The organism is Inquilinus limosus DSM 16000, from assembly GCF_000423185.1.
GTDB classification, from domain to species: domain Bacteria; phylum Pseudomonadota; class Alphaproteobacteria; order DSM-16000; family Inquilinaceae; genus Inquilinus; species Inquilinus limosus.
Genome location: NZ_AUHM01000002.1, coordinates 243320 through 260205, shown reverse-complemented (window position 1 = coordinate 260205; position 16886 = coordinate 243320). Strand labels below are relative to the sequence as shown.

Annotated in this window: 16 protein-coding genes and 1 tRNA gene; 11 read left to right on the top strand and 6 right to left on the bottom strand. The window is 65.2% G+C overall.

What is annotated here, in order from left to right; translation table 11 throughout:
* Window positions 1-32: 32 nt before the first annotated feature.
* Entirely contained in the window at window positions 33-2456 is a 2424-nt protein-coding gene (locus tag G537_RS41915; protein ID WP_026869194.1) for an SEL1-like repeat protein, read from the bottom strand.
* Between the two features lie 132 nt (window positions 2457-2588).
* Here G537_RS41915 and G537_RS0105170 point away from each other — a divergent pair.
* The 5 genes from G537_RS0105170 (at window position 2589) to G537_RS36535 (ending at window position 6330) form a co-directional block, all read left to right on the top strand.
* A tRNA-Gln gene (locus G537_RS0105170) sits at window positions 2589-2663 on the top strand.
* A 759-nt stretch (window positions 2664-3422) separates the two neighbouring features.
* Entirely contained in the window at window positions 3423-3785 is a 363-nt protein-coding gene (locus tag G537_RS0105165) for a helix-turn-helix domain-containing protein (RefSeq protein ID WP_155888506.1), read from the top strand.
* Between the two features lie 90 nt (window positions 3786-3875).
* Window positions 3876-4136: a hypothetical protein gene (locus G537_RS0105160; RefSeq protein ID WP_026869192.1), complete on the top strand. Its 261-nt coding sequence runs from the start codon at window positions 3876-3878 to the stop codon at window positions 4134-4136.
* 86 nt (window positions 4137-4222) lie between these two features.
* Entirely contained in the window at window positions 4223-4726 is a 504-nt protein-coding gene (locus G537_RS36540; protein WP_051247919.1) for a thermonuclease family protein, read from the top strand.
* A 113-nt stretch (window positions 4727-4839) separates the two neighbouring features.
* Window positions 4840-6330: a serine protease gene (locus tag G537_RS36535; protein WP_081688594.1), complete on the top strand. Its 1491-nt coding sequence runs from the start codon at window positions 4840-4842 to the stop codon at window positions 6328-6330.
* Window positions 6331-7285: 955 nt separating this feature from the next.
* Here G537_RS36535 and G537_RS0105140 read toward each other — a convergent pair.
* On the bottom strand, window positions 7286-7738 hold the full coding sequence (locus G537_RS0105140; RefSeq protein WP_026869190.1) for a hypothetical protein: 453 nt from the start codon (window positions 7736-7738) through the stop codon (window positions 7286-7288).
* A gap of 209 nt (window positions 7739-7947) precedes the next feature.
* Here G537_RS0105140 and G537_RS0105135 point away from each other — a divergent pair, with 209 nt between their 5' ends.
* The 4 genes from G537_RS0105135 to G537_RS0105110 all read left to right on the top strand — a co-directional run bounded on the left by G537_RS0105135 (window position 7948) and on the right by G537_RS0105110 (window position 12012).
* Window positions 7948-8499 carry a recombinase family protein gene (locus G537_RS0105135; protein WP_026869189.1) on the top strand — a complete coding sequence of 184 codons (552 nt, stop codon included), beginning with the start codon at window positions 7948-7950 and terminating at the stop codon, window positions 8497-8499.
* A 64-nt stretch (window positions 8500-8563) separates the two neighbouring features.
* Window positions 8564-9223 (top strand): hypothetical protein, encoded by a 660-nt coding sequence (locus G537_RS36530; protein WP_155888505.1) that lies wholly within the window; start codon window positions 8564-8566, stop codon window positions 9221-9223.
* Entirely contained in the window at window positions 9220-10545 is a 1326-nt protein-coding gene (locus G537_RS36525) for a hypothetical protein (protein WP_051247915.1), read from the top strand. The genes G537_RS36530 and G537_RS36525 overlap by 4 nt, the downstream gene beginning before the upstream one ends.
* Before the next feature lie 1242 nt (window positions 10546-11787).
* Entirely contained in the window at window positions 11788-12012 is a 225-nt protein-coding gene (locus tag G537_RS0105110; protein WP_026869187.1) for a hypothetical protein, read from the top strand.
* A 302-nt stretch (window positions 12013-12314) separates the two neighbouring features.
* Here the strand turns inward: G537_RS0105110 and G537_RS43510 are convergent, their stop codons facing one another.
* Window positions 12315-12620 (bottom strand): hypothetical protein, encoded by a 306-nt coding sequence (locus G537_RS43510; RefSeq protein WP_155888504.1) that lies wholly within the window; start codon window positions 12618-12620, stop codon window positions 12315-12317.
* 75 nt (window positions 12621-12695) lie between these two features.
* Here G537_RS43510 and G537_RS45585 point away from each other — a divergent pair, with 75 nt between their 5' ends.
* Both G537_RS45585 and G537_RS43505 read left to right on the top strand, forming a co-directional pair.
* Entirely contained in the window at window positions 12696-13511 is an 816-nt protein-coding gene (locus G537_RS45585) for an excalibur calcium-binding domain-containing protein (RefSeq protein WP_425402274.1), read from the top strand.
* Window positions 13512-13522: 11 nt separating this feature from the next.
* The gene (locus G537_RS43505) at window positions 13523-13843 is read left to right on the top strand and encodes a hypothetical protein (protein ID WP_155888503.1); all 321 of its coding nucleotides are present in this window, start codon (window positions 13523-13525) and stop codon (window positions 13841-13843) included.
* 120 nt (window positions 13844-13963) lie between these two features.
* On the opposite strand, the gene G537_RS0105090 is transcribed toward G537_RS43505, so the two are convergent.
* From G537_RS0105090 to G537_RS0105080, 3 genes are all read right to left on the bottom strand, one after another.
* The gene (locus G537_RS0105090; RefSeq protein ID WP_162146082.1) at window positions 13964-14299 is read right to left on the bottom strand and encodes an NTF2 fold immunity protein; all 336 of its coding nucleotides are present in this window, start codon (window positions 14297-14299) and stop codon (window positions 13964-13966) included.
* A 62-nt stretch (window positions 14300-14361) separates the two neighbouring features.
* A complete protein-coding gene (locus G537_RS0105085; protein WP_026869183.1) occupies window positions 14362-14931 on the bottom strand; it encodes a hypothetical protein in 570 nt (189 codons plus the stop codon).
* A 194-nt stretch (window positions 14932-15125) separates the two neighbouring features.
* Window positions 15126-16673 (bottom strand): DUF6538 domain-containing protein, encoded by a 1548-nt coding sequence (locus tag G537_RS0105080; protein WP_026869182.1) that lies wholly within the window; start codon window positions 16671-16673, stop codon window positions 15126-15128.
* Window positions 16674-16886: the final 213 nt, after the last annotated feature.

The window sequence follows — 16886 nt, the reverse complement described above, 5'->3', positions numbered from 1 at the left end:
AATCGCCCGGCCGGTTCCGACGGCGATTGTGGTCAGAAATGCCCCGGGGTCCAGTCCGGCGTCTCGGCGCCGGCCGCGCGGCGCAGGGCCTCCAGCAGCTCGGCCGAGGGGCGGCGGGTGACCGGCAGCTTCTGCCGGCGCTGGAAGGCGCCGATGGCGTTGCGGGTCTTGCTGCCGAGCTGACCGTCCGCCGGGCCGGCGTCGTAGTTCATCATCGTCAGCAGCTGCTGGATCTCCCTGACCTGGGCGTCGCCGGCCGGTTGGCCCGGCCCGGCGGGCGGGGCCGCGGCGGGAGCGGCCGTCGCCGGAGCCGCTGCGGCCTGCTGCGGCGGCTCCGGCGACGGCTCGGCCGCGCCGCGCCGGGGCGGAGAGGCCGGGGCCCGGCCTTCCGGCACCGCCGGCTGCTCCGCAGTGGCGGTCTCGGTGGCTGGGCGCTCGGCCGGCGGCGCCGGGCGGCGGCCCGGCACCGGGGTGGTGGGCGCGGTCGCTGCCGCGGCGGGGGCTTCGGCGGTCTCGGCCGCCGGGGCGGCCGGTTGCGCCGTGGCCGGAGCGGCGGGCGGCGGTGCTGCGGCCGCGGACTGCTCGGGAGCCGCTGGAGCCGGGGCGGCTGCCGGTCCGGCCGCTGCGGTCGCCGGCTCCGCCGGCGGCTCCGGCCGCCGGCTCGGAGCGGGGGGCTGGATCGGCGCCTCGGCCTGCTCCGCCGGCGCCGCCGTCGAGGTCGGGGCGGCGGCTTGGTCGGCCGGGTTCGGCGGGGCGAGCTGGGAGGCGAGCGCGCCGAGGGCCTGCTCCGCGCGGGCGTCGTCGGGGGAAGGGGCGGCTGGCACCGCCGGCGTCGCGGCCGCGTCCGGGGCCAGGGTGACGAAGCCGCTGCGCGGGGTCGTGTCCTGCAGCCGGGCCAGCGCCGCCTTGGCGTCGGCGCTGCCGGCATCGGCGGCGACCCGGTACCAGCCGGCCGCGGCCCGCGGATCGGGGGCGCCGACCGCGCCGGTCTCGTACAGCCGGCCCATGTTGAAGGCGCCGCGGGGATTGCCGTTGGCGCTGGCCTGGCGGAACCATTTCAGCGCCTCGGACGCGTCGCGGGTGACGCCCGTGCCGTTCAGATAGGCGAGGCCGAGTGCGTTCTGCGCGTCGGGGTGGCCGGCATCCGCCGCCTTGCGGAAATACGCGGTCGCCGTCACCGAATCCCGCGGCACGCCGAGGCCCCGCTCCAGCAGCACGCCGAGATTGTAGGCGGCGTTGGAGACGCCCTGGTCGGCCGCCTTGCGGTACCAGTAGGCGGCCCGCTCGAAGCTGCGCGGCACGTCAAGGCCGAGGGCGTAGAAGGTGCCGAGATCGTGCTCGGCATCGGGCGCGCCGGCGATCGCGCGGCGGACCAGGGCGCGCATCTCGGCCGAGGCGCCGTCCGGCAGCGGCGCCTGCGCCGCCGGGTCGTCGGATGTGGCGGCCTGCTCCGAGGGCGCCGCGGGCGCGGCCGGGGCCGCAGTCTGGCTCTGCGCAGCCGGCGGCGGCGCGGCGGCCTCCGGCTGCGGCGCGGGGGCGGTGTCCCCGTCCGGCGCGGCCGGCGGGGTCGATGCCGCGGGCGCCAGGGCCGCCGGCTCCGAGGGCGCAGCCGCGGCGGCTGCGGCAGAGTCGGGCGCCGGCTCGGGGGCCGGTGCGGTGTCCGCCTGCGGGGCGGCCGTCTCGGCCGGCGATGACGGTCCCGCCGCCAGCGGTTCCGCCGCGGCAGACGGGGCCTGCGGAGCCTCTGCGACCACGGGAATGGCCGGTTCGGCGGCCGGGGTCTCGCCGGCCTGCGTCATGGTCGCCGGCTCGACCGGCGACGACGATGCCGTCGCCTGCGTGTCCGCAGCGGGCGCGGCAGCCGGAGCTTCGGCGACCACGGAGATGGCCGGTTCGGCGGCAGGGGCCTCGCTCGCCGGCGTCGATGATGCCGTCGCCGCGGAATCCGTCGCAGCGGCTGCGGCCAGTGGGGGCTCGGCGACCACGGAGGTGGCGGGCGGCGGCTCGGCGGCGGAGGCGCTGCCCGCCTGCGCCGTGGTCACCGGTTCGGCCGCCGGCGCCGCAGGGGCCGGAGCGGGCGCTGCCGTCGCGGCCGGGGCGGCCGCCGGAGCCGGGCTCGGGATGGAGACGGCTGCGGCCGGCTTCTCCGCCGGCGGGGCGGGGGGCGCGGGCGGCCGTTCGCCTGCGCCGAAGCCGACCAGGGCGATTCCGCCGATGCCGAGGACGGCGATCACCGCCGCCGCCAGCCAGCCCAGCACGCCGCCGCGGCGCGGCGCTGCCGCCGCCTCCGCCAGGCGGTCGTTGAGGGTATCGATCTCGCCGCGGGCGCTGCGCAGCTCGTGCTGCAGCTGCATCACGGTGTCGCTCAGGGATTTGAGCCGGGCCTCCTCCGGAGTCTCGGGCGCCTGCTGCGCCGGGAAATGGAGGGAGTCCTCAAGGGGCTGCTCGCCGCTCATGCCGTGATCCGCCTCGACCTTTGCAGGGAACTCGATGCCCCGCATACGCGATTAATCTTCTATTATGCCGAAATCCGGGCGGCAACGCGCGGTTGCGATGCCGCGCCGCCTGGGCTATCTATCCCGGCCGATTGGGGCGTAGCCAAGCGGTAAGGCAGCGGGTTTTGGTCCCGCCATTCCTAGGTTCGAATCCTAGCGCCCCAGCCAGCTCCCGAAAACTCAATCCCTTCAATGAGTTACGGGACGGCTCCCGGCAGTGATGATACAGGTTGATGATACAGGTCAACCATACATCCTGACCAGAGCCTCCTCGTAGCTCTCCGAAATCAGCCTCGCCACCGAGATGGCGATGGCCCAGCGGATTGAGCGAAACGATGCTGAACACCCACATTTCCTCCACCACCGCCCCGGCCGTCTCCCCCTGCACCGTCACCGGAGGGGACCGGATCTTCTCCGGGGCGTGCAGAACCTGCCCCGCGTTCGCTATCGGCTGCTTCCCCGCCCACCCGGCTGGGGCCGCGGGTGAATCGGGCGCGGCGCCCACCATCCCGGCTGATGAGCTGGAGGTGATTCAACGGGCCTGTGCAGCTTCCCCTTGCCTCGCCACTGGAGGGGATCGGGCGTTCTCTGGCGCCTGCCGTGACTGCCCTGCCTTCGCACTGTGGTGCTTCCCCGCACGGCCAGCCGGTTCGCTTCCCGAGGTCGCCCCCTCCGGGTCTCTCGCGTGAAGCGTCGGGGGCGGGCCGATATGGTGAACCTCTATATCCTCGCCGGGAGCATCCTCTTGGCATTCAACGGCGGCTTCGTTGCCGGAGCATGGTGGGCCACTCGGGGGCGTCCGTGAGCCTCACCAACGACGCCTGAACACCAATCACCAGCACTGCCATAGCGGCGTCCCTTCGGGGGCGCCGTTTCGCATTTCCAACTTGGCTCGCAGCCATGCAGCGGGCGGGCCGGCACGGGGTGATGATGAGCGACGGATTGTCGAGAGCGATTAAGATCGTGCGAGAGCTTCACCGGCTCCAGCCGAGCATGACCTTGACCTGCGCCCTTACGCTGTTGATCGCGGCCCGGTACGAAGGGTGCACCATAGGTTTTCTCCTGCGGCAGACGGGGGCGACGAAATCCTCCCTGTCCCGCTATGTGCAGGAACTTTCAGAGGTGCGCGGCTTCGGGGTCGGCAAGGATGGAAGGGCCGCGCCGATCCTCGGCCACGGTTTACTCCTCACGCGGAGCCGACCGGAGAACCGCACGGAGAAGGAGGTCTTTCTGACAATGCGTGGAAGGGAGTTGGTGGCGGTGATCGAGGAGATTATGCGGCAGCCTTGACGGTCGGCAGCGCCGTCCGGGTGCGGTCTCGTTCACACACGGCCCGGAGCGCCGTCCTTGAAGGTGATGGCCTGCATTCAAGGAGGCACCATGACTGCCGTCACCAATATCCGTATCTCCGATCAGAAAGCGAAGCGACTGGTCGCCACCGCCCCGACAGGCGAATACCTGTCTAGCCCTGGCCACGACAGTCAACTCCTGGTCAATGGGCTCAGGTTGGAGTCGGGCCAGAGCTTGCAGGAGAACAAGCTTTACGCAGTGGCAGGAACCGGCATGCCGACCTCCCTTAACTTCCAATACCTTCACAAGTCCGGAAACGATGTGTGGGTATTCGAGGAGATCAGATCCTAATCGGCGGAGGGGCACGCGGGGACCTGCCCTAGGTTCCCGCACCGCTCCGATATGGCGTGGCAGTGGGGAGGCGGTATAAGGCGCCCATGATGAACGCTTCGTTTCGGTTCGCCGCCATCCTTTCCCTTCTCCTCCTGGTCCTCCTCACGATCCCCTCTCAGGCCCCCGCGCGGGAAACCATCACGGGCCGCGCTTCGGTGATCGATGGCGATACGCTGGAGATCCACGGCCAGCGCATCCGGCTCTTCGGCGTTGATGCCCCGGAGTCGCGCCAGCTCTGCCGGGACGAGGACGGGGGTCGCTACAGGTGCGGGCAGCGGGCGGCCCTGGCCCTCTCCGACTTCATCGGACAGGCGACCGTTAGGTGTGCCGAACGGGACCGCGATAGGTGGCGCCGGATCGTGGCCGTTTGCCGGGCCAGGGGCGAGGATCTGAGCGGGTGGATGGCTGCCCAGGGCTGGGCCGTGGCGTTCACCCGGTACAGCCGGGATTATGTGGGGCAGGAGGCGCAGGCGAAGGGGGCAAGGAGGGGGATCTGGAGGGGGCGCTTTGAGGTGCCCTGGGAGTGGCGTAAGGGGCACGGCCACTAGGGCGAGCCGACCAAGCCGGGGCAGCGGCGCCACCTAGCGGAACGGCTCCAATACATGCAAAATGCCGGCATTGGTCCGAGGATAGTTCCCCGGTCGGTCCTGAGGGGCAGGCCATGCGTTTTCGATCAGGCATTCTCATGGCTCTCGGCGGGGCTCTGCTCTGTGCGATGGGCACACTTCCGCTTGCTGCTCAACAGCCTCCGACGCCGACAGCGGCCACCGACCCGCTCCAGGCTGAGAAGGATCTAGAGGCCCGCCTCAACTTCCACGAAAGAAGGCTGGTCCAAGAAGGCTTGATCTGGGCCGGGACCTACAACGGCTTCACCGATGGCGCGTTCGGCAAGCGCACCCGAGAGGCCATCTCGGCATGGCAGACGCGGAACGGATATCAGGCCACGGGTTACCTCACCGAAGCGGAGTTGCTCCCCCTTGTCGGGACGGGCATAGACGCGAGAAGGCGGTACGGATGGAAGCGCCTGTATGATCCACGTAGCCAGATACTTCTTAGCTACCCGAGTAGTGTTCTAACCAAAATAGAAAACAACTCGGTCAATGGGCTCGATGCAACGAATCCAGACGATGGGTCGTATTTGAGGACGGCGAGATTTGAGAATATGGGGCCAGATTTTATTGACCTCCTATTCAAGTGGGTGCCGACGGATCAGCCTCAGAAGGTCACTTACGAGTTCAGAAGGGGCGACCTGTTCATTCGAAGCGGCGCTCGCGGGTCATGGATGTTCTATGAGCGCGCTGAACAAAGGGGCAGCCAAGTCCGGGCATACCAACTTCACTGGCCGGCTTACCGGGCTGATGTGATGGGACCGATCGTCGTTGCAATATCGGACAGCTTCTATCCCTTCGGCTACGACACACCGCAGGAGAAGCCGACCTATCCAACTCTACTGGCCATTGCCGACAAGCTCGATCCGCCGGCTCCGGAATCCAGCACGGTCGCCGCAGCCGCGCCCGCTCAGCCCACCGAGCCCCCCAAGACCACCAGCAGCGGAACCGGTTTCGTCATCAGCAGGGACGGCTACATCGTGACCAATCGGCACGTGGTCGAGGGCTGCAAATCGTTCACGTTCGATGGGAAGCCCGCGGACCTGGTGACAGCCGACCCCAAGCGGGATCTGGCCTTGCTCCGGACCTCGGATAGATTTCCCACCAGCATTCCCCTTAGGGAAACCGTGAAGGTCGACCTTGGGGAAGCCGTGATCGTCCTGGGCTACCCGTACCGCACCATCCTATCCACAGGCCTGAACGTCACGGACGGGATCGTGACATCCTTGAGCGGTCCCGCAGATGCTCCCTACCTCTTCCAACTCAATGCTCAGGTGCAACCTGGAAGCAGCGGGGGGCCAATCGTCGATGACCGCGCGCAGCTCATTGGAGTGGTAGTCTCGCGCGCTCCAGATTTGGCCGTGGTCAGCGCCACGGGAACAGTGCCTCAAAACATGAACTTCGGTATCCGCGGGGAACTTCTCAGCTCCTTCCTCCTGGAGAACGGGGTCATAGCGGAGACCGCTAACAGGCCCGAGAAGGTGCCCACGAAGGATATCGCGGCCAAGCTGGCGCCTCTGGTGAAGCCAGTGGCCTGCAACTGAAAGGCCTCACAGACTGGTGGGCTGGGGCTGGACGGCGGAGGCGTCGGCCACCCATGGAGAGGCGCCCCGTTCACGACGCTGAGAGGTGCCAAACTGCAACCCTCTCGCGGTCCCCAGCGGAGCCCATAAAGGTGAGCCTGGACGCCCCCCCCCCGAGCAGGACCGCAGTGAGCCCTAAAAGACAGGGCCGGCGAAATAGCGGGCGCCTCTGTTATCGTGCAGCGGGAGTTAGTCCACCTACAACAGAAGCAGCAGCAGGACCGCCGCCACGACCACCGCAAAGCGGGCAACAGGGTCAGAAAGGTTCAGGGTGAAGGTCATGTGAAGAACTCCTCTATGGCCTCTCAAGCTGGCCGGGGTGGAGATCGTCCTATCGCTGGATACACATTATCTTTGCACATCATTTCTCTGATCTCAAGGAGGTGAAAGTAAATGTGGGTTCCGTCCCACACACGGGCATCCATGTAGGCAATAGCGTCAGATTGTAGTCTTTAGATGTCGATGTGTGGGTTAAAGCCCACACGGGAAGATCGCAAATGAGTTCTTGTCACGCCGCTGTCTAGTCTCGGTTCCTGCCCGGAATGCGAGACGGTTCGGCCGAAAATTCGCGAAGCATTTCGAGCCCATCGCGATGGCAGACTGTTGGCGATCTCTCCGCCTGCTCACGTGGCCCGCCGGGGTGCTCCTATCAATTTCGATGGAGGGCGACTGTCCTTCTGGGCGACTTGCGGGAGCCCCTGAAATGGAACCGGACAGGGCCTTGATGGAGGCGGCTTAAAATGCCGGAAATTTTCGTTCGTCCAATCAGATGTATAGCTCGCGGCGCGTTCCCCCCGTACCCCCTCGCGCGACCTTTGCCGGGCGCGGGCAGGCGGCTCGGGACCGCGCATGTCGCACGGGATAGCTCCCGCGGCATCCTTACCACGGGGCAAGCACAGTCGAGCCATGGGGCCGGTCAAGTCGGCTTGACGGACGCTGGACGGCCTCGCTCCTCGAACTCATCCACCAGTCGCCAGAGCTGGGCGCGCTCCTCCTCGGATATGGCACCGTCCGCCATGTCCTTGAGCGCATAGTACTCCACCTCCGTGCGGATGCTGCCCCGCTTGAGAACCGCCTTGAGGTGCCGGTTGCGCTTCAGCCGCAGGGCCGAGAGCGTCGGCAAGCCCATGCCCGCCAACTCCTCGTCCGCCGCCCTCCTCTGATCGGGCCTGAAGCCCTCCGCCATCTCAACGCAATCGTTGATCGCCATGTCGAGCCCCTTCCGAGCCTTGCTCGGGGCTGTCGCCTCGAACCTCGCGAGAACCTTCAGGGGATGGTCCGGAGCATCGGGGCTGACGTTCATGAAGCGCTCAGCGAACCAACCCATGAACCGCTTGCGGGCTTCGTAGTCGTCTTTGGCGGATGTCATGGTCTCCCCCTTTTGATCGCCAGGATGGAGCAAGCCACTGGCCCTGTCACGTTGCGCTGAGCCGCCGCGCGGCCTCACCGTCTCACGGGTATACTCCAGAGAGACACCCGGGCGAGACGCGAAATCCGTCTCAATAGGGTTGACATTCATTTTCTGAGACGGCATATGTCCAGGGTCTAAACCCAAACGAGACGGAGCCGGCGGGGATCATGACCACGTATGGATATGCCAGGGTGTCATCTACCGACCAGGACCACGCGCTACAGGTCGCGGCCCTGAAGGCGGCTGGGTGCGAGGTAGTCCGGGCGGAGAAGGCCAGCGGCACCAGCCGCACGGGACGGGAGGAGCTAGATACGCTCCTCGCCTTCCTGCGCCCCGGAGACACCCTCATGGTGACCCGGATCGACCGCCTAGCGCGCAGCATCCGGGATCTTCAGAACATCGTCCACGAGTTGCGGGAGAAGGGCGTGTCACTGAAGGCCACGGAACAGCCGGTCGATACCAGCACCGCCGCCGGCAAGGCGTTCCTCGACATGCTGGGGGTCTTCGCTGAATTCGAGACCAATCTCCGTAAGGAGCGACAGATGGAGGGCATCGCCAAGGCGAAGGCCGAGGGCGTCTATAAGGGCCGGCCAGCATCCATCGACGCGGCCCAGGTCGCCGCGCTGAAGGCCGAAGGGTTAGGGCCGGCGGCCATCGCGAAGCGGCTGGGCATCGGCCGGGCGTCAGTCTATCGCGTCCTCGGGAAGGCGAGGGCGTGACCGTGCAATTTTCAGATCTGTCTGTCTCCCACGGGATGGTGGCAACTATTTTGAGGTCGGAACGATGAAGCCCTGCCGCGTATCGTGGTGCCGGGAGGAAGCCGCAGGTTGGGGCCGCCTCTGCGCCCGCCACAAGAGCCACGACAAGCGCCACGGACACCCCGAACAGACCACCATCACGAAGACGATGCTGGCCCCCTACGAGAAACTTGTGGAGGGCGTGAAGACACGCAACGCGGCGTCTCCTGCCTGGGGGCAGCTAGAGGCCATATGGTCGGAGGTCGTGGGTGATGCCAAGGCCGAGGTCGATCAGTTCCGCCGGGGTGGGGCCATGAACAAGATCGCGGTCATGGCGTCGAAGGAGATCGTCAGGATTGCCGAAGGGGCGGAGCCATGGGAAGCCGTCCGGGCCGCCCTTGCCACTGCCTGGATGGCGGCCGATCAGCCACGCTTGTTTCGGTCGGACGACGCCTATTGGGTTCAGATGTGCCGGCGTGTTCGGGCGCTGGTCGAACGCGACGCGGGGGTCTGGTACGACGCCAACGGTAAGCGGCGCAGGCACTACAGAGAATTGCCGCGGCAGGTGGCCGTGGCGATCGGCCATCGCCTTGGGGTCGCGTTCGGGCCGTCTGGTGTGGCCCTGTGGCAGAAGGAAGTAGACAAGGCCGAGCGCAGGAAGGCCGAGCGGGCGGCCCTGGCAGAGGCCCTGGAGGAACTCAAATGACCAGCCCGACCGATGCCGTTCAGGCCGCGCCGGAACGGGCGCAGGAGCCCGCTGCGATCATAGAGGCCCGTCCCCTCGCCCGTCGCTTCCAGCCCTTCAGGGAGCCCCTGAGCGCGGCTGCGGAGGCCCTGGTGGCAGATGTGCTGAACCAGCTTCAGAATTGCGAGAAATACCTGAAGCTCCGGAAGCGGGCGCGGCGGGGGACCGATCAGGCCAACTTCAAGGCCCTGGTCTCTGCCCTGGTCTGCGATCTTGCCTACCAGCACCTCGAAGACCCGGACGGCTCTATTATGGTGGATCGGAACCGGGACGTCCTGACCCGCCGAAAGACCCGCTACGATGCGCCGTTCGTGGGGAAGACCTTCCCCGATGTCCTCGACCTTATGTCGCGGCCCGAGATGGAATTCGCGGTGCAGCGGCCCGGCCACTGGGGTGGGGACAACGGCGTCAGTTGGAAGACCACGGCTGTCGCTGGGCCGCGCCTCGTCCGGCGCCTTGACGGGCTCTCTACGGTGGACTTCGGGATTGGCGTAGGGGCGGAGTTCATCAAGCTCCGGAAGCCGAAGACCAACCCCGACGAGCTGGGCGAGTTGGTCGACTATGAGGACGACGAGACCACCCGGCGCCTGCGCGCGGAAATGCAGACCATCAACGCGTGGATCGGAGCGGCAGACCTGTCGTTCGATACTGACCCGGCAGCGGCGAAGAAGATCAACACGTCGAAGCGCACCCTGGAGCGCAACTTCACGGAGGGCCGGTTCGACCGCGGGGGACGACTGTTCGGCGGGTGGTGGATGCCGCTCTCGAAGGAAGTCCGGCGGGGCATCCGGATCAACGGTGAGGAGACCACAGCCCTCGACTACGGCGGGATGGGCTTGCGCGTCCTCTACGGGAGGGCTGGGGCGCCGCTTCCCGATGGCGACCCCTACGCCCGTGGTCTGCTGGAGCGGTACCCCAGGGAGGCCATCAAGAAGCTCTTCAGCGCCATGACATTCGCCAGGAGCAGGCTAAAGCAGTGGCCGAAGGAGACCAGGGAGAAGTTCGATCAACCTCCGCCGCTGAAGGAGGTCAGGGCGGCAATCGAGATCGAGCATCGGCCCATCGTGGGGCTGCTGTACACTGGCATCGGCCACGAGATCCAGTTCACCGAAAGCAACCTAATGGTGGATCTTCTGCTTACCCTGAAGGGGCTCGGTATCGTGGCTCTTCCGGTCCATGACTGTGTGGTCGTCCAACGCAGTCATGCTGCCGAGGTCAAGGCCCTGATGCTCAAGCTCTTTCAACAATATGTCAGCGTGGAGGGGGCTGTAGAGGAGGAATGACTACCACCACTCTCCCTACCATCATCCTAGGTCTATCCCTTATAGGGAAGGACTATGATGACTATCACCCTCAGTACAACCTAGGGGAACCTTGTTAATAGGTCCCGTAAGCATTCAGCGGAGTATGGCGAGCTTGGAGGCCGTAGCCCATGGCGTTGATCCTGAGGAGGCACGGAAGGAGGTCCGCCACGAGGAGATCATGGCGGACCTGATGGGGGCCCGCCTTCTATAAGGCGAGTGAGGATATTGTTACCGGGCCTCCTTGGGGCGCGCTATAACCGCTTAGGCTGAGGTGCTAGTTCACATTGTGAACGAAGAAATGATGTAGGCCGCCTCCAGGCCACCTCGGAGGGCGCTTTTGTAGAAAGGAAATAGCATCTTCGCCTCCGACGCGCTCTAGCATTAGTAGATCATCTGTGGGCCTGCGGCCGTTTGCCTGCGGCAACGTCGAGTGCACTTTCACACAGCGATCAGCCCCAAACACCGCAGCAAACACAGGGGTGACGACAAGCAACAGGGCAAGCTCCGCTAGGCTCGCGTCTCCTTTTGCCCACTTCCGATCCTCTCCGGTCTCCTGCAATAAGCCGCAGACTGCTCCCCAGCAATACGATGCGGTCATCATGGATAACCAGTCGTTATTATGAAGAGACCATCCCGGTTTTGTTTCGGTAAAGGCGGAGATTTGTGCGTTTACTAGCTCGGCCGCCAGAGTTGAACAGCGAGTCAATTCGGCTGAAAGCGGAGGAGGGGTTTTCTCCTTCCTACGAAATATTCCAAACATGAGTGCATCCATATCGAGCCAATATAACAACCTCAACATACCATGCCGCATTGCTCGCAGGCCAGCGCCGGTCAAGCCAACTTGACGCTATGCCATTCCGGATCGAGCCAGACTCGATAGGGGTAGCCACTGGCCAACCATCGAGCCCCAGGAGGTGCCGGGTCTCGGCCTAAACAACCTTCCGGTTGCAAGGCGTAAATCGACTCGACTCCCGCCGGCCCTGAGATGTAGAACATTTGGGGAACATTCGATTGACCGGGAGTCGCACCGATGCCGCTCGGCGACCACGATGCTATGAGCCCAGCCGAGATTGAGGAGGCCATTCGCCGCGCCGAAGTGCAATGGCGCGCATGGGAGTTGGGGCTTCGGTCGGATGAAGTGGCCGCGCTCCTGGCCCAGGGGTTGGAGCATGCGGAGGAACACCTTCGAGCCATCGGGTTCACCCGGTAGAGGGCGCCGCCATGAAGCACCGCAGAGGCCCCTTCAGCGAGGACCTTCGGGCAGCCTTTCGCCCCGACTCGGCCAACCCGCATTTCCTCATCAACGCCCTGAAGGCCCGCCGTGAGGAGGTCATATGGGGCGCGCGGGAACTGGGCATGAGCGATGAGGAGATTACCGCGCTCCTCAAGGATGGGATCGAGGCCGCGGAAAGGCGCATCGTCGGTGATACGGGAAAGGGGCGCTGACGCCCCAGGTGCGCGACCGTGTACAGAACAACTGGGATATCGGGATGCGGCTTTCCGATGTCTCGTCCCTTGCCGGTATCGTGGCGAAGTGTGGGAGGTGCAACCGGCGGAGGGAGCTGGACAGGCGGCAGCTCATGAAGCGGTTCGGAAGCGATGCCCGGCTGTTGAAGGTCGAGATGGCGTTGAGGTGTACCGGATGCGGGTCTGAGGTGGCCTGTAGGATCGAGCTGAGGGCGCCTAGGAGGGACTAGTGACGTGTCGTTGAGGCGCCTACTCCCGCCCGCTTCCGTCCTACTTGGCAATCATCTCTTAGCTATGATCTGCTGCAAAGTCGACAAGTTGGAAAACTTGCCGCGAGTCTCATACAGATTGAAGGACAGATTCAGGACGAACAGTGAGTCTCGTTTTGAATCAAATTTCGTGAGGTATGCTATTTCATTGGCGATAGAATCGGCAGTTTTGGTCGATTCAAAAACGTACTGAGCAGTCATCTCTGACCAAGACTTGCCATTTGTCGCGATTGCTTTGATTTTGTCTGCGATGCTGTCCCAGCGCGCCGAGTAGTTGTTGTCATATTCCAGTCTGAAAGAGACCGAGAAGACCGACATAATTATCTCCGAAATTACTCCAACTATATACGGCGAACATAGACCAGGACGACCGGATAATCAACCGGGCAGGGGATGCTGGAGCACCTTGAGCTGCCCATCTTCCGCCGCCGAGCCGGGCGATGTATCCTTCTCACAGATTTTCTGAGCCCTATTCGGATCACCTCATTGGCAAAGGCCACCCCCGGAGCCCTCATTCTCGGGCTCATCGTTCTCGTCGCCCTGGGCAAATGCATGGGGGAGGATCGGCCCTCCACGCCCCGTTACGCGACCTATTCGCCGCCCGCCCCGGCCGCCTCTACGGCCCCCGCGCCGGTTGAGCTGCCGAGGCCGAGCGCGCGCCCTTCAACGCCCACCGTCGCGGCCCCTTCCGCGCCCTCTACGGCACCTGTCAAGTCCAACTTGACACGAAACCTCTCCCCTACGCCCAGGAAGGTCACGGCCCAATCCCTGAACATGCGGAAGGGGCCTGGCACAGGCTATGACCGCTACGGCGACCCGCTCCCTCGGGGCACTATCGTGATGCACACGGGGGACGCTCAGGAAGTCGATGGGGAGACGTGGATGGAGGTCTCGTATCAGGGCCGCTTAGGGTGGGTGAGCGGGCGCTTCCTGGGGCCGGTGGATACGGTGGGGGCGCCGCCCGCCACGGCTACCGACACGACCAGGGCAGCCCCAGCGGCCCGCCCAGCGACGCTGTTCGAGGCGCCGCAGCAGGAGGCCCCGGTAAGGCAGACCAGAAGGGCCGGCTCAGGGTTCACCTGTGGGGGCAAACGGACGTGCGGCCAGATGAACTCGTGCGCGGAGGCGAACTTCTACCTGAACCAATGCGGGCTCTACAGGCTCGACAGGGATGGCGATGGGTATCCCTGCGAGAGCGGGCCTTGTTGACGGGACCGAAGATGCAGGAGGAATTCAGCTACACTGTCGGAGAGACGACCCACCGCTGTCGTTTTACGCGAGCTGATCGACCGTGGGGCCATGCCATCGAAGTGCAACTCCTCGGTGATAACGGCGAGCCACTGAACCGCGTTGTCTTCGCCTGTCATCCGGAACACCCGGCATATGACGAACTACAGGCAAAGAGCACCGCTGAGCTTGCCCAGCTAGCAGCGCAACAGATGGGCACGGGCCGCTACGAGGAGGCTCTTGCCCAAGCTCGACAAGCCGGCGCCGTCCTCTTCTTCCGGTTCTCCATCCCAGAACACTCCACGTCCGGCTAGCGGGGCGTCCTACTGCCGGCCGCCTTCCTCCCGCAACAGCTCCTCGCACTTAGAGGCCGCCGCAAGCCACACCAAGCGGCCCTCTTCCGCGAACCTCTCGCGTCCCCGATGCCTGCTGCCCTACTTGAACTCCGGCGCCTTGGGATAGGCGGGGTGATCCTTCACGAACGAGAACTCCAGAACGCGCCCGTCCGCCTTCGACAGCTCGACCAGCATTGGGGCCTTAGGGGGCAGGGCCAGAACGTCAACGGGACCGGACAGCGACCCGGAGATGCGCCACCGGTCACCAAGGTCCTCAGCCATAACCGGCTCTTGCTCCTTAGCGGCCTCCTCTCCGTACATGCCGCGCCAGAGCGTCAGCGCCAATGCCTTAGCCGTGTCCGCGTTCCGGACCAGACCGGCGCCGCTCTTCCAAAGCGGAGTATCACCGGCGGCGGATGTCTTGGGATCGGTCATCACTCCCACCATAGCCGTGAGCACCATGACCGCAGTCAGGGCGGCATGGGAACGCCGAACCATCATAGCGCGGGCGGGGCGAAGAACTCGGGAACAATTGGCTGGCCCGGCCCTCTGTTGCTGAGCACCATGAGCCCGAGCGGCGGAAGCGGAACATAGGGTTCAAGGCCAACAGCGGTTACGCGCGTGCTCATGGCCCGCACGTGGTACCCCACAGGAACGAGCGGATAGACTGCTTCCTGGCCCTGGGTCGCGCCCGGATCGCTGCCGGTCTTTATCTCGACGACGATAGCGTAGGAGGAGCCGGGCGGCCGGGCGATGATGTCGGCCTGTGCTCGTGCACCTGCCACAGAGACGAGCGGGATTTCGGTGACCACCTGCGCGCCCCGGCTGCGGTAGTCGTTGGCGATCCAGTCGCGGAGGTAGTCGTGATAGGCCCTGTCATCCCTCAGGGCGACATCCTGGAGGAGTGCCGAATTCGGGACGGGCAAAGGGAATTGCCACGCGAATGCGAGTCTCGGCACCCCGAACCGGGCGGCGGTGAGAAACGCGGCCGGATTGGCCACAAGTACGGTGGGGCGCTTAGTCCTGGGGATCGCCCCCGGCCGGACCAGTCCAGCGGCTAAGGCCATGGTTCCCCTCCTCGTAAGCCTCTGATGTCGCTGAAGTCTGCCTCGGACGCCACTCCGAAGCCAAGCCAAATAATCCTAGCTTTGAGAGGAGGTTGTGAAGAGGTCCATGACCAAGCGCCCCTTCGCCGTACTGCTTCACGAGCACCTGAGCGGTGCGCCATAGGTCCAGATCGGAGGGGAGGGCGGGCATCGATTCACTCGCCCTTCTCGCGGCCCTTACGGAACACTTCAAGGTCCAGCTTTGGATACCCGATCTTCTCCACCACGCGATCCCGGAGTTGGGGCAGGGTCAAGCCTAGGCTGTACACGCTGTAGCTCATTGACAGCTTCTCATGGCCGAGAGCCTGGACCGCATCACTCTCGGCCACCTGAGCGCGCTCTAACGCCGTTCCGACACACTTCCGAAAGCTGTGGAAGGCCAGGCGGTCCTTACCCGTAGCGGGATCAATCATGCTGATCCCGAGTCGGTGGGTGAGGGCGGAGAACCGCTTGACGTAGTAGTGGCTGCGCTTCCCGTCCGGCCCGCCCGGCTTCAGCTCGGGGAAGATCGGCCCGGCCTTCGGCAGATCGTCCAGCAGGCCGAGCCCGATGAGAGTGGAGTGGATCGGCACCTTCCGGATACCCGCAACCGTCTTCGCTGCGGTGATGTCGAAGAACGGTACCCCGTCCTCCTCCAAGACCTCCTCCCGATCCAGAGCGCATATCTCCTCCACCCGCATACCCGAGAAGAGGGCGATACGGGGCACCCACCAGAAGGCCCTTCGGTATGGCGTCCGGCGCAGCTCATTGGTCCCCTTGAAGATCGCGTTGAGCTGATCGACCGAGAACGGCAGATACCCCGTCTGCCGGCTGCTAGCCGTCTTCTTCCACAGGCCATCGAAGGGGTTCTTCCCTTTCACCCCGCCGCGCTTCTCTGCCCACTCCCATGCGGCCGAGAGGTCGCCGATGTAGCGGTTGAGGGTGCGGTTGGAGAGGCCCCGTTCCTGGCTCCCGAAGAGCTTCCTCAGTTCCTCGAAGGTGCGCTTCTTGGTTTCCGGAGAGCGGCCCCAGGTGGGCGAGAAGCTTCCGATGATATCCAGGAACTCGGCGGCGTCCGCGCCCCTGAGGTCCCCGAAGGGCTTCTCTCCCCACCACCCGCCGAAGAGCCGGTAAACAGCTTCCGCCTGGGCGAGGGTTTGTTCCGTGGGCCGCTCGGCAGGGTCGCGCTTTCGGTCCCTGAGGTAGCCCTTGGCCGCCTCCTGGAAGCTCATGCGGTACTCTCGCGGGGTCTCCGGCCGGCGCCCGGAAAGCTCGCTCATGCGGGCGGTGAGGGCTACTAGTTGGGCGCTCTCCTGGGGCGTGAGGTTGGCGGGGACGCCTTCGAACTCCTCCCGGTCCAGCCGTTCCCGAAGCTTCTCAGCCTCTAGCTCCAGGCCCAAGGCGCTCGGATCGTCCTCGTCCGGGCCGCCCGTGAAGTCGGGTGACTCGGGGAACGTCTCCCGTGCCCATTCGAGGGTCTGGCGGTAGACCTCGCGGGGATCGCGCCCGTCTGGCTTGCCCCCGGCTTCGGCCCGGAGCTGCTGGAATCTGGCCGTCCACGCGGTAACCATCGCCCACCGCTCGGATTTCGCGCGGGTGAGGTCTCGGGTGTTCATCGCCTGGACGATGGTGGGCCGCTTCAGGATGGCCCGAAGGTCCCTCGGAACGGCCATGCGGAAGTACCACGAGTGGCCCCGCTTCAGGAGGTATCGGAGGTCGCTCATGCCGCTTCGCTTCGGTGGGCTGATGATACAGGTTGATGTTACAGGTTGCTATTGCATAGCTCTTTGAAATGCAATAAGAAATAGGATATTGAAGGGGTTGAGAACAGGCTGTCTGCGTATCCTAGCGCCCCAGCCAGCTCCCGAAAACTCAATCCCTTCAATGAGTTACGGGACGGCTCCCGGCAGTGATGATACAGGTTGATGATACAGGTC

What these genes read in the sequence shown, in the direction of transcription:
- G537_RS0105140 (WP_026869190.1), bottom strand. Translation starts at nt 7,738, where the DNA reads ATGACATCCGCCAAAGACGACTACGAAGCCCGCAAGCGGTTCATGGGT.
- G537_RS36540 (WP_051247919.1), top strand. Translation starts at nt 4,223, where the DNA reads ATGATGAACGCTTCGTTTCGGTTCGCCGCCATCCTTTCCCTTCTCCTC.
- G537_RS45585 (WP_425402274.1), top strand. Translation starts at nt 12,696, where the DNA reads ATGCTGGAGCACCTTGAGCTGCCCATCTTCCGCCGCCGAGCCGGGCGA.
- G537_RS43505 (WP_155888503.1), top strand. Translation starts at nt 13,523, where the DNA reads ATGCAGGAGGAATTCAGCTACACTGTCGGAGAGACGACCCACCGCTGT.
- G537_RS0105165 (WP_155888506.1), top strand. Translation starts at nt 3,423, where the DNA reads ATGATGAGCGACGGATTGTCGAGAGCGATTAAGATCGTGCGAGAGCTT.
- G537_RS36525 (WP_051247915.1), top strand. Translation starts at nt 9,220, where the DNA reads ATGACCAGCCCGACCGATGCCGTTCAGGCCGCGCCGGAACGGGCGCAG.
- G537_RS36535 (WP_081688594.1), top strand. Translation starts at nt 4,840, where the DNA reads ATGCGTTTTCGATCAGGCATTCTCATGGCTCTCGGCGGGGCTCTGCTC.
- G537_RS0105160 (WP_026869192.1), top strand. Translation starts at nt 3,876, where the DNA reads ATGACTGCCGTCACCAATATCCGTATCTCCGATCAGAAAGCGAAGCGA.
- G537_RS41915 (WP_026869194.1), bottom strand. Translation starts at nt 2,456, where the DNA reads ATGAGCGGCGAGCAGCCCCTTGAGGACTCCCTCCATTTCCCGGCGCAG.
- G537_RS0105090 (WP_162146082.1), bottom strand. Translation starts at nt 14,299, where the DNA reads ATGACCGATCCCAAGACATCCGCCGCCGGTGATACTCCGCTTTGGAAG.
- G537_RS43510 (WP_155888504.1), bottom strand. Translation starts at nt 12,620, where the DNA reads ATGTCGGTCTTCTCGGTCTCTTTCAGACTGGAATATGACAACAACTAC.
- G537_RS36530 (WP_155888505.1), top strand. Translation starts at nt 8,564, where the DNA reads ATGAAGCCCTGCCGCGTATCGTGGTGCCGGGAGGAAGCCGCAGGTTGG.
- G537_RS0105110 (WP_026869187.1), top strand. Translation starts at nt 11,788, where the DNA reads ATGAAGCACCGCAGAGGCCCCTTCAGCGAGGACCTTCGGGCAGCCTTT.
- G537_RS0105085 (WP_026869183.1), bottom strand. Translation starts at nt 14,931, where the DNA reads ATGGCCTTAGCCGCTGGACTGGTCCGGCCGGGGGCGATCCCCAGGACT.
- G537_RS0105080 (WP_026869182.1), bottom strand. Translation starts at nt 16,673, where the DNA reads ATGAGCGACCTCCGATACCTCCTGAAGCGGGGCCACTCGTGGTACTTC.
- G537_RS0105135 (WP_026869189.1), top strand. Translation starts at nt 7,948, where the DNA reads ATGACCACGTATGGATATGCCAGGGTGTCATCTACCGACCAGGACCAC.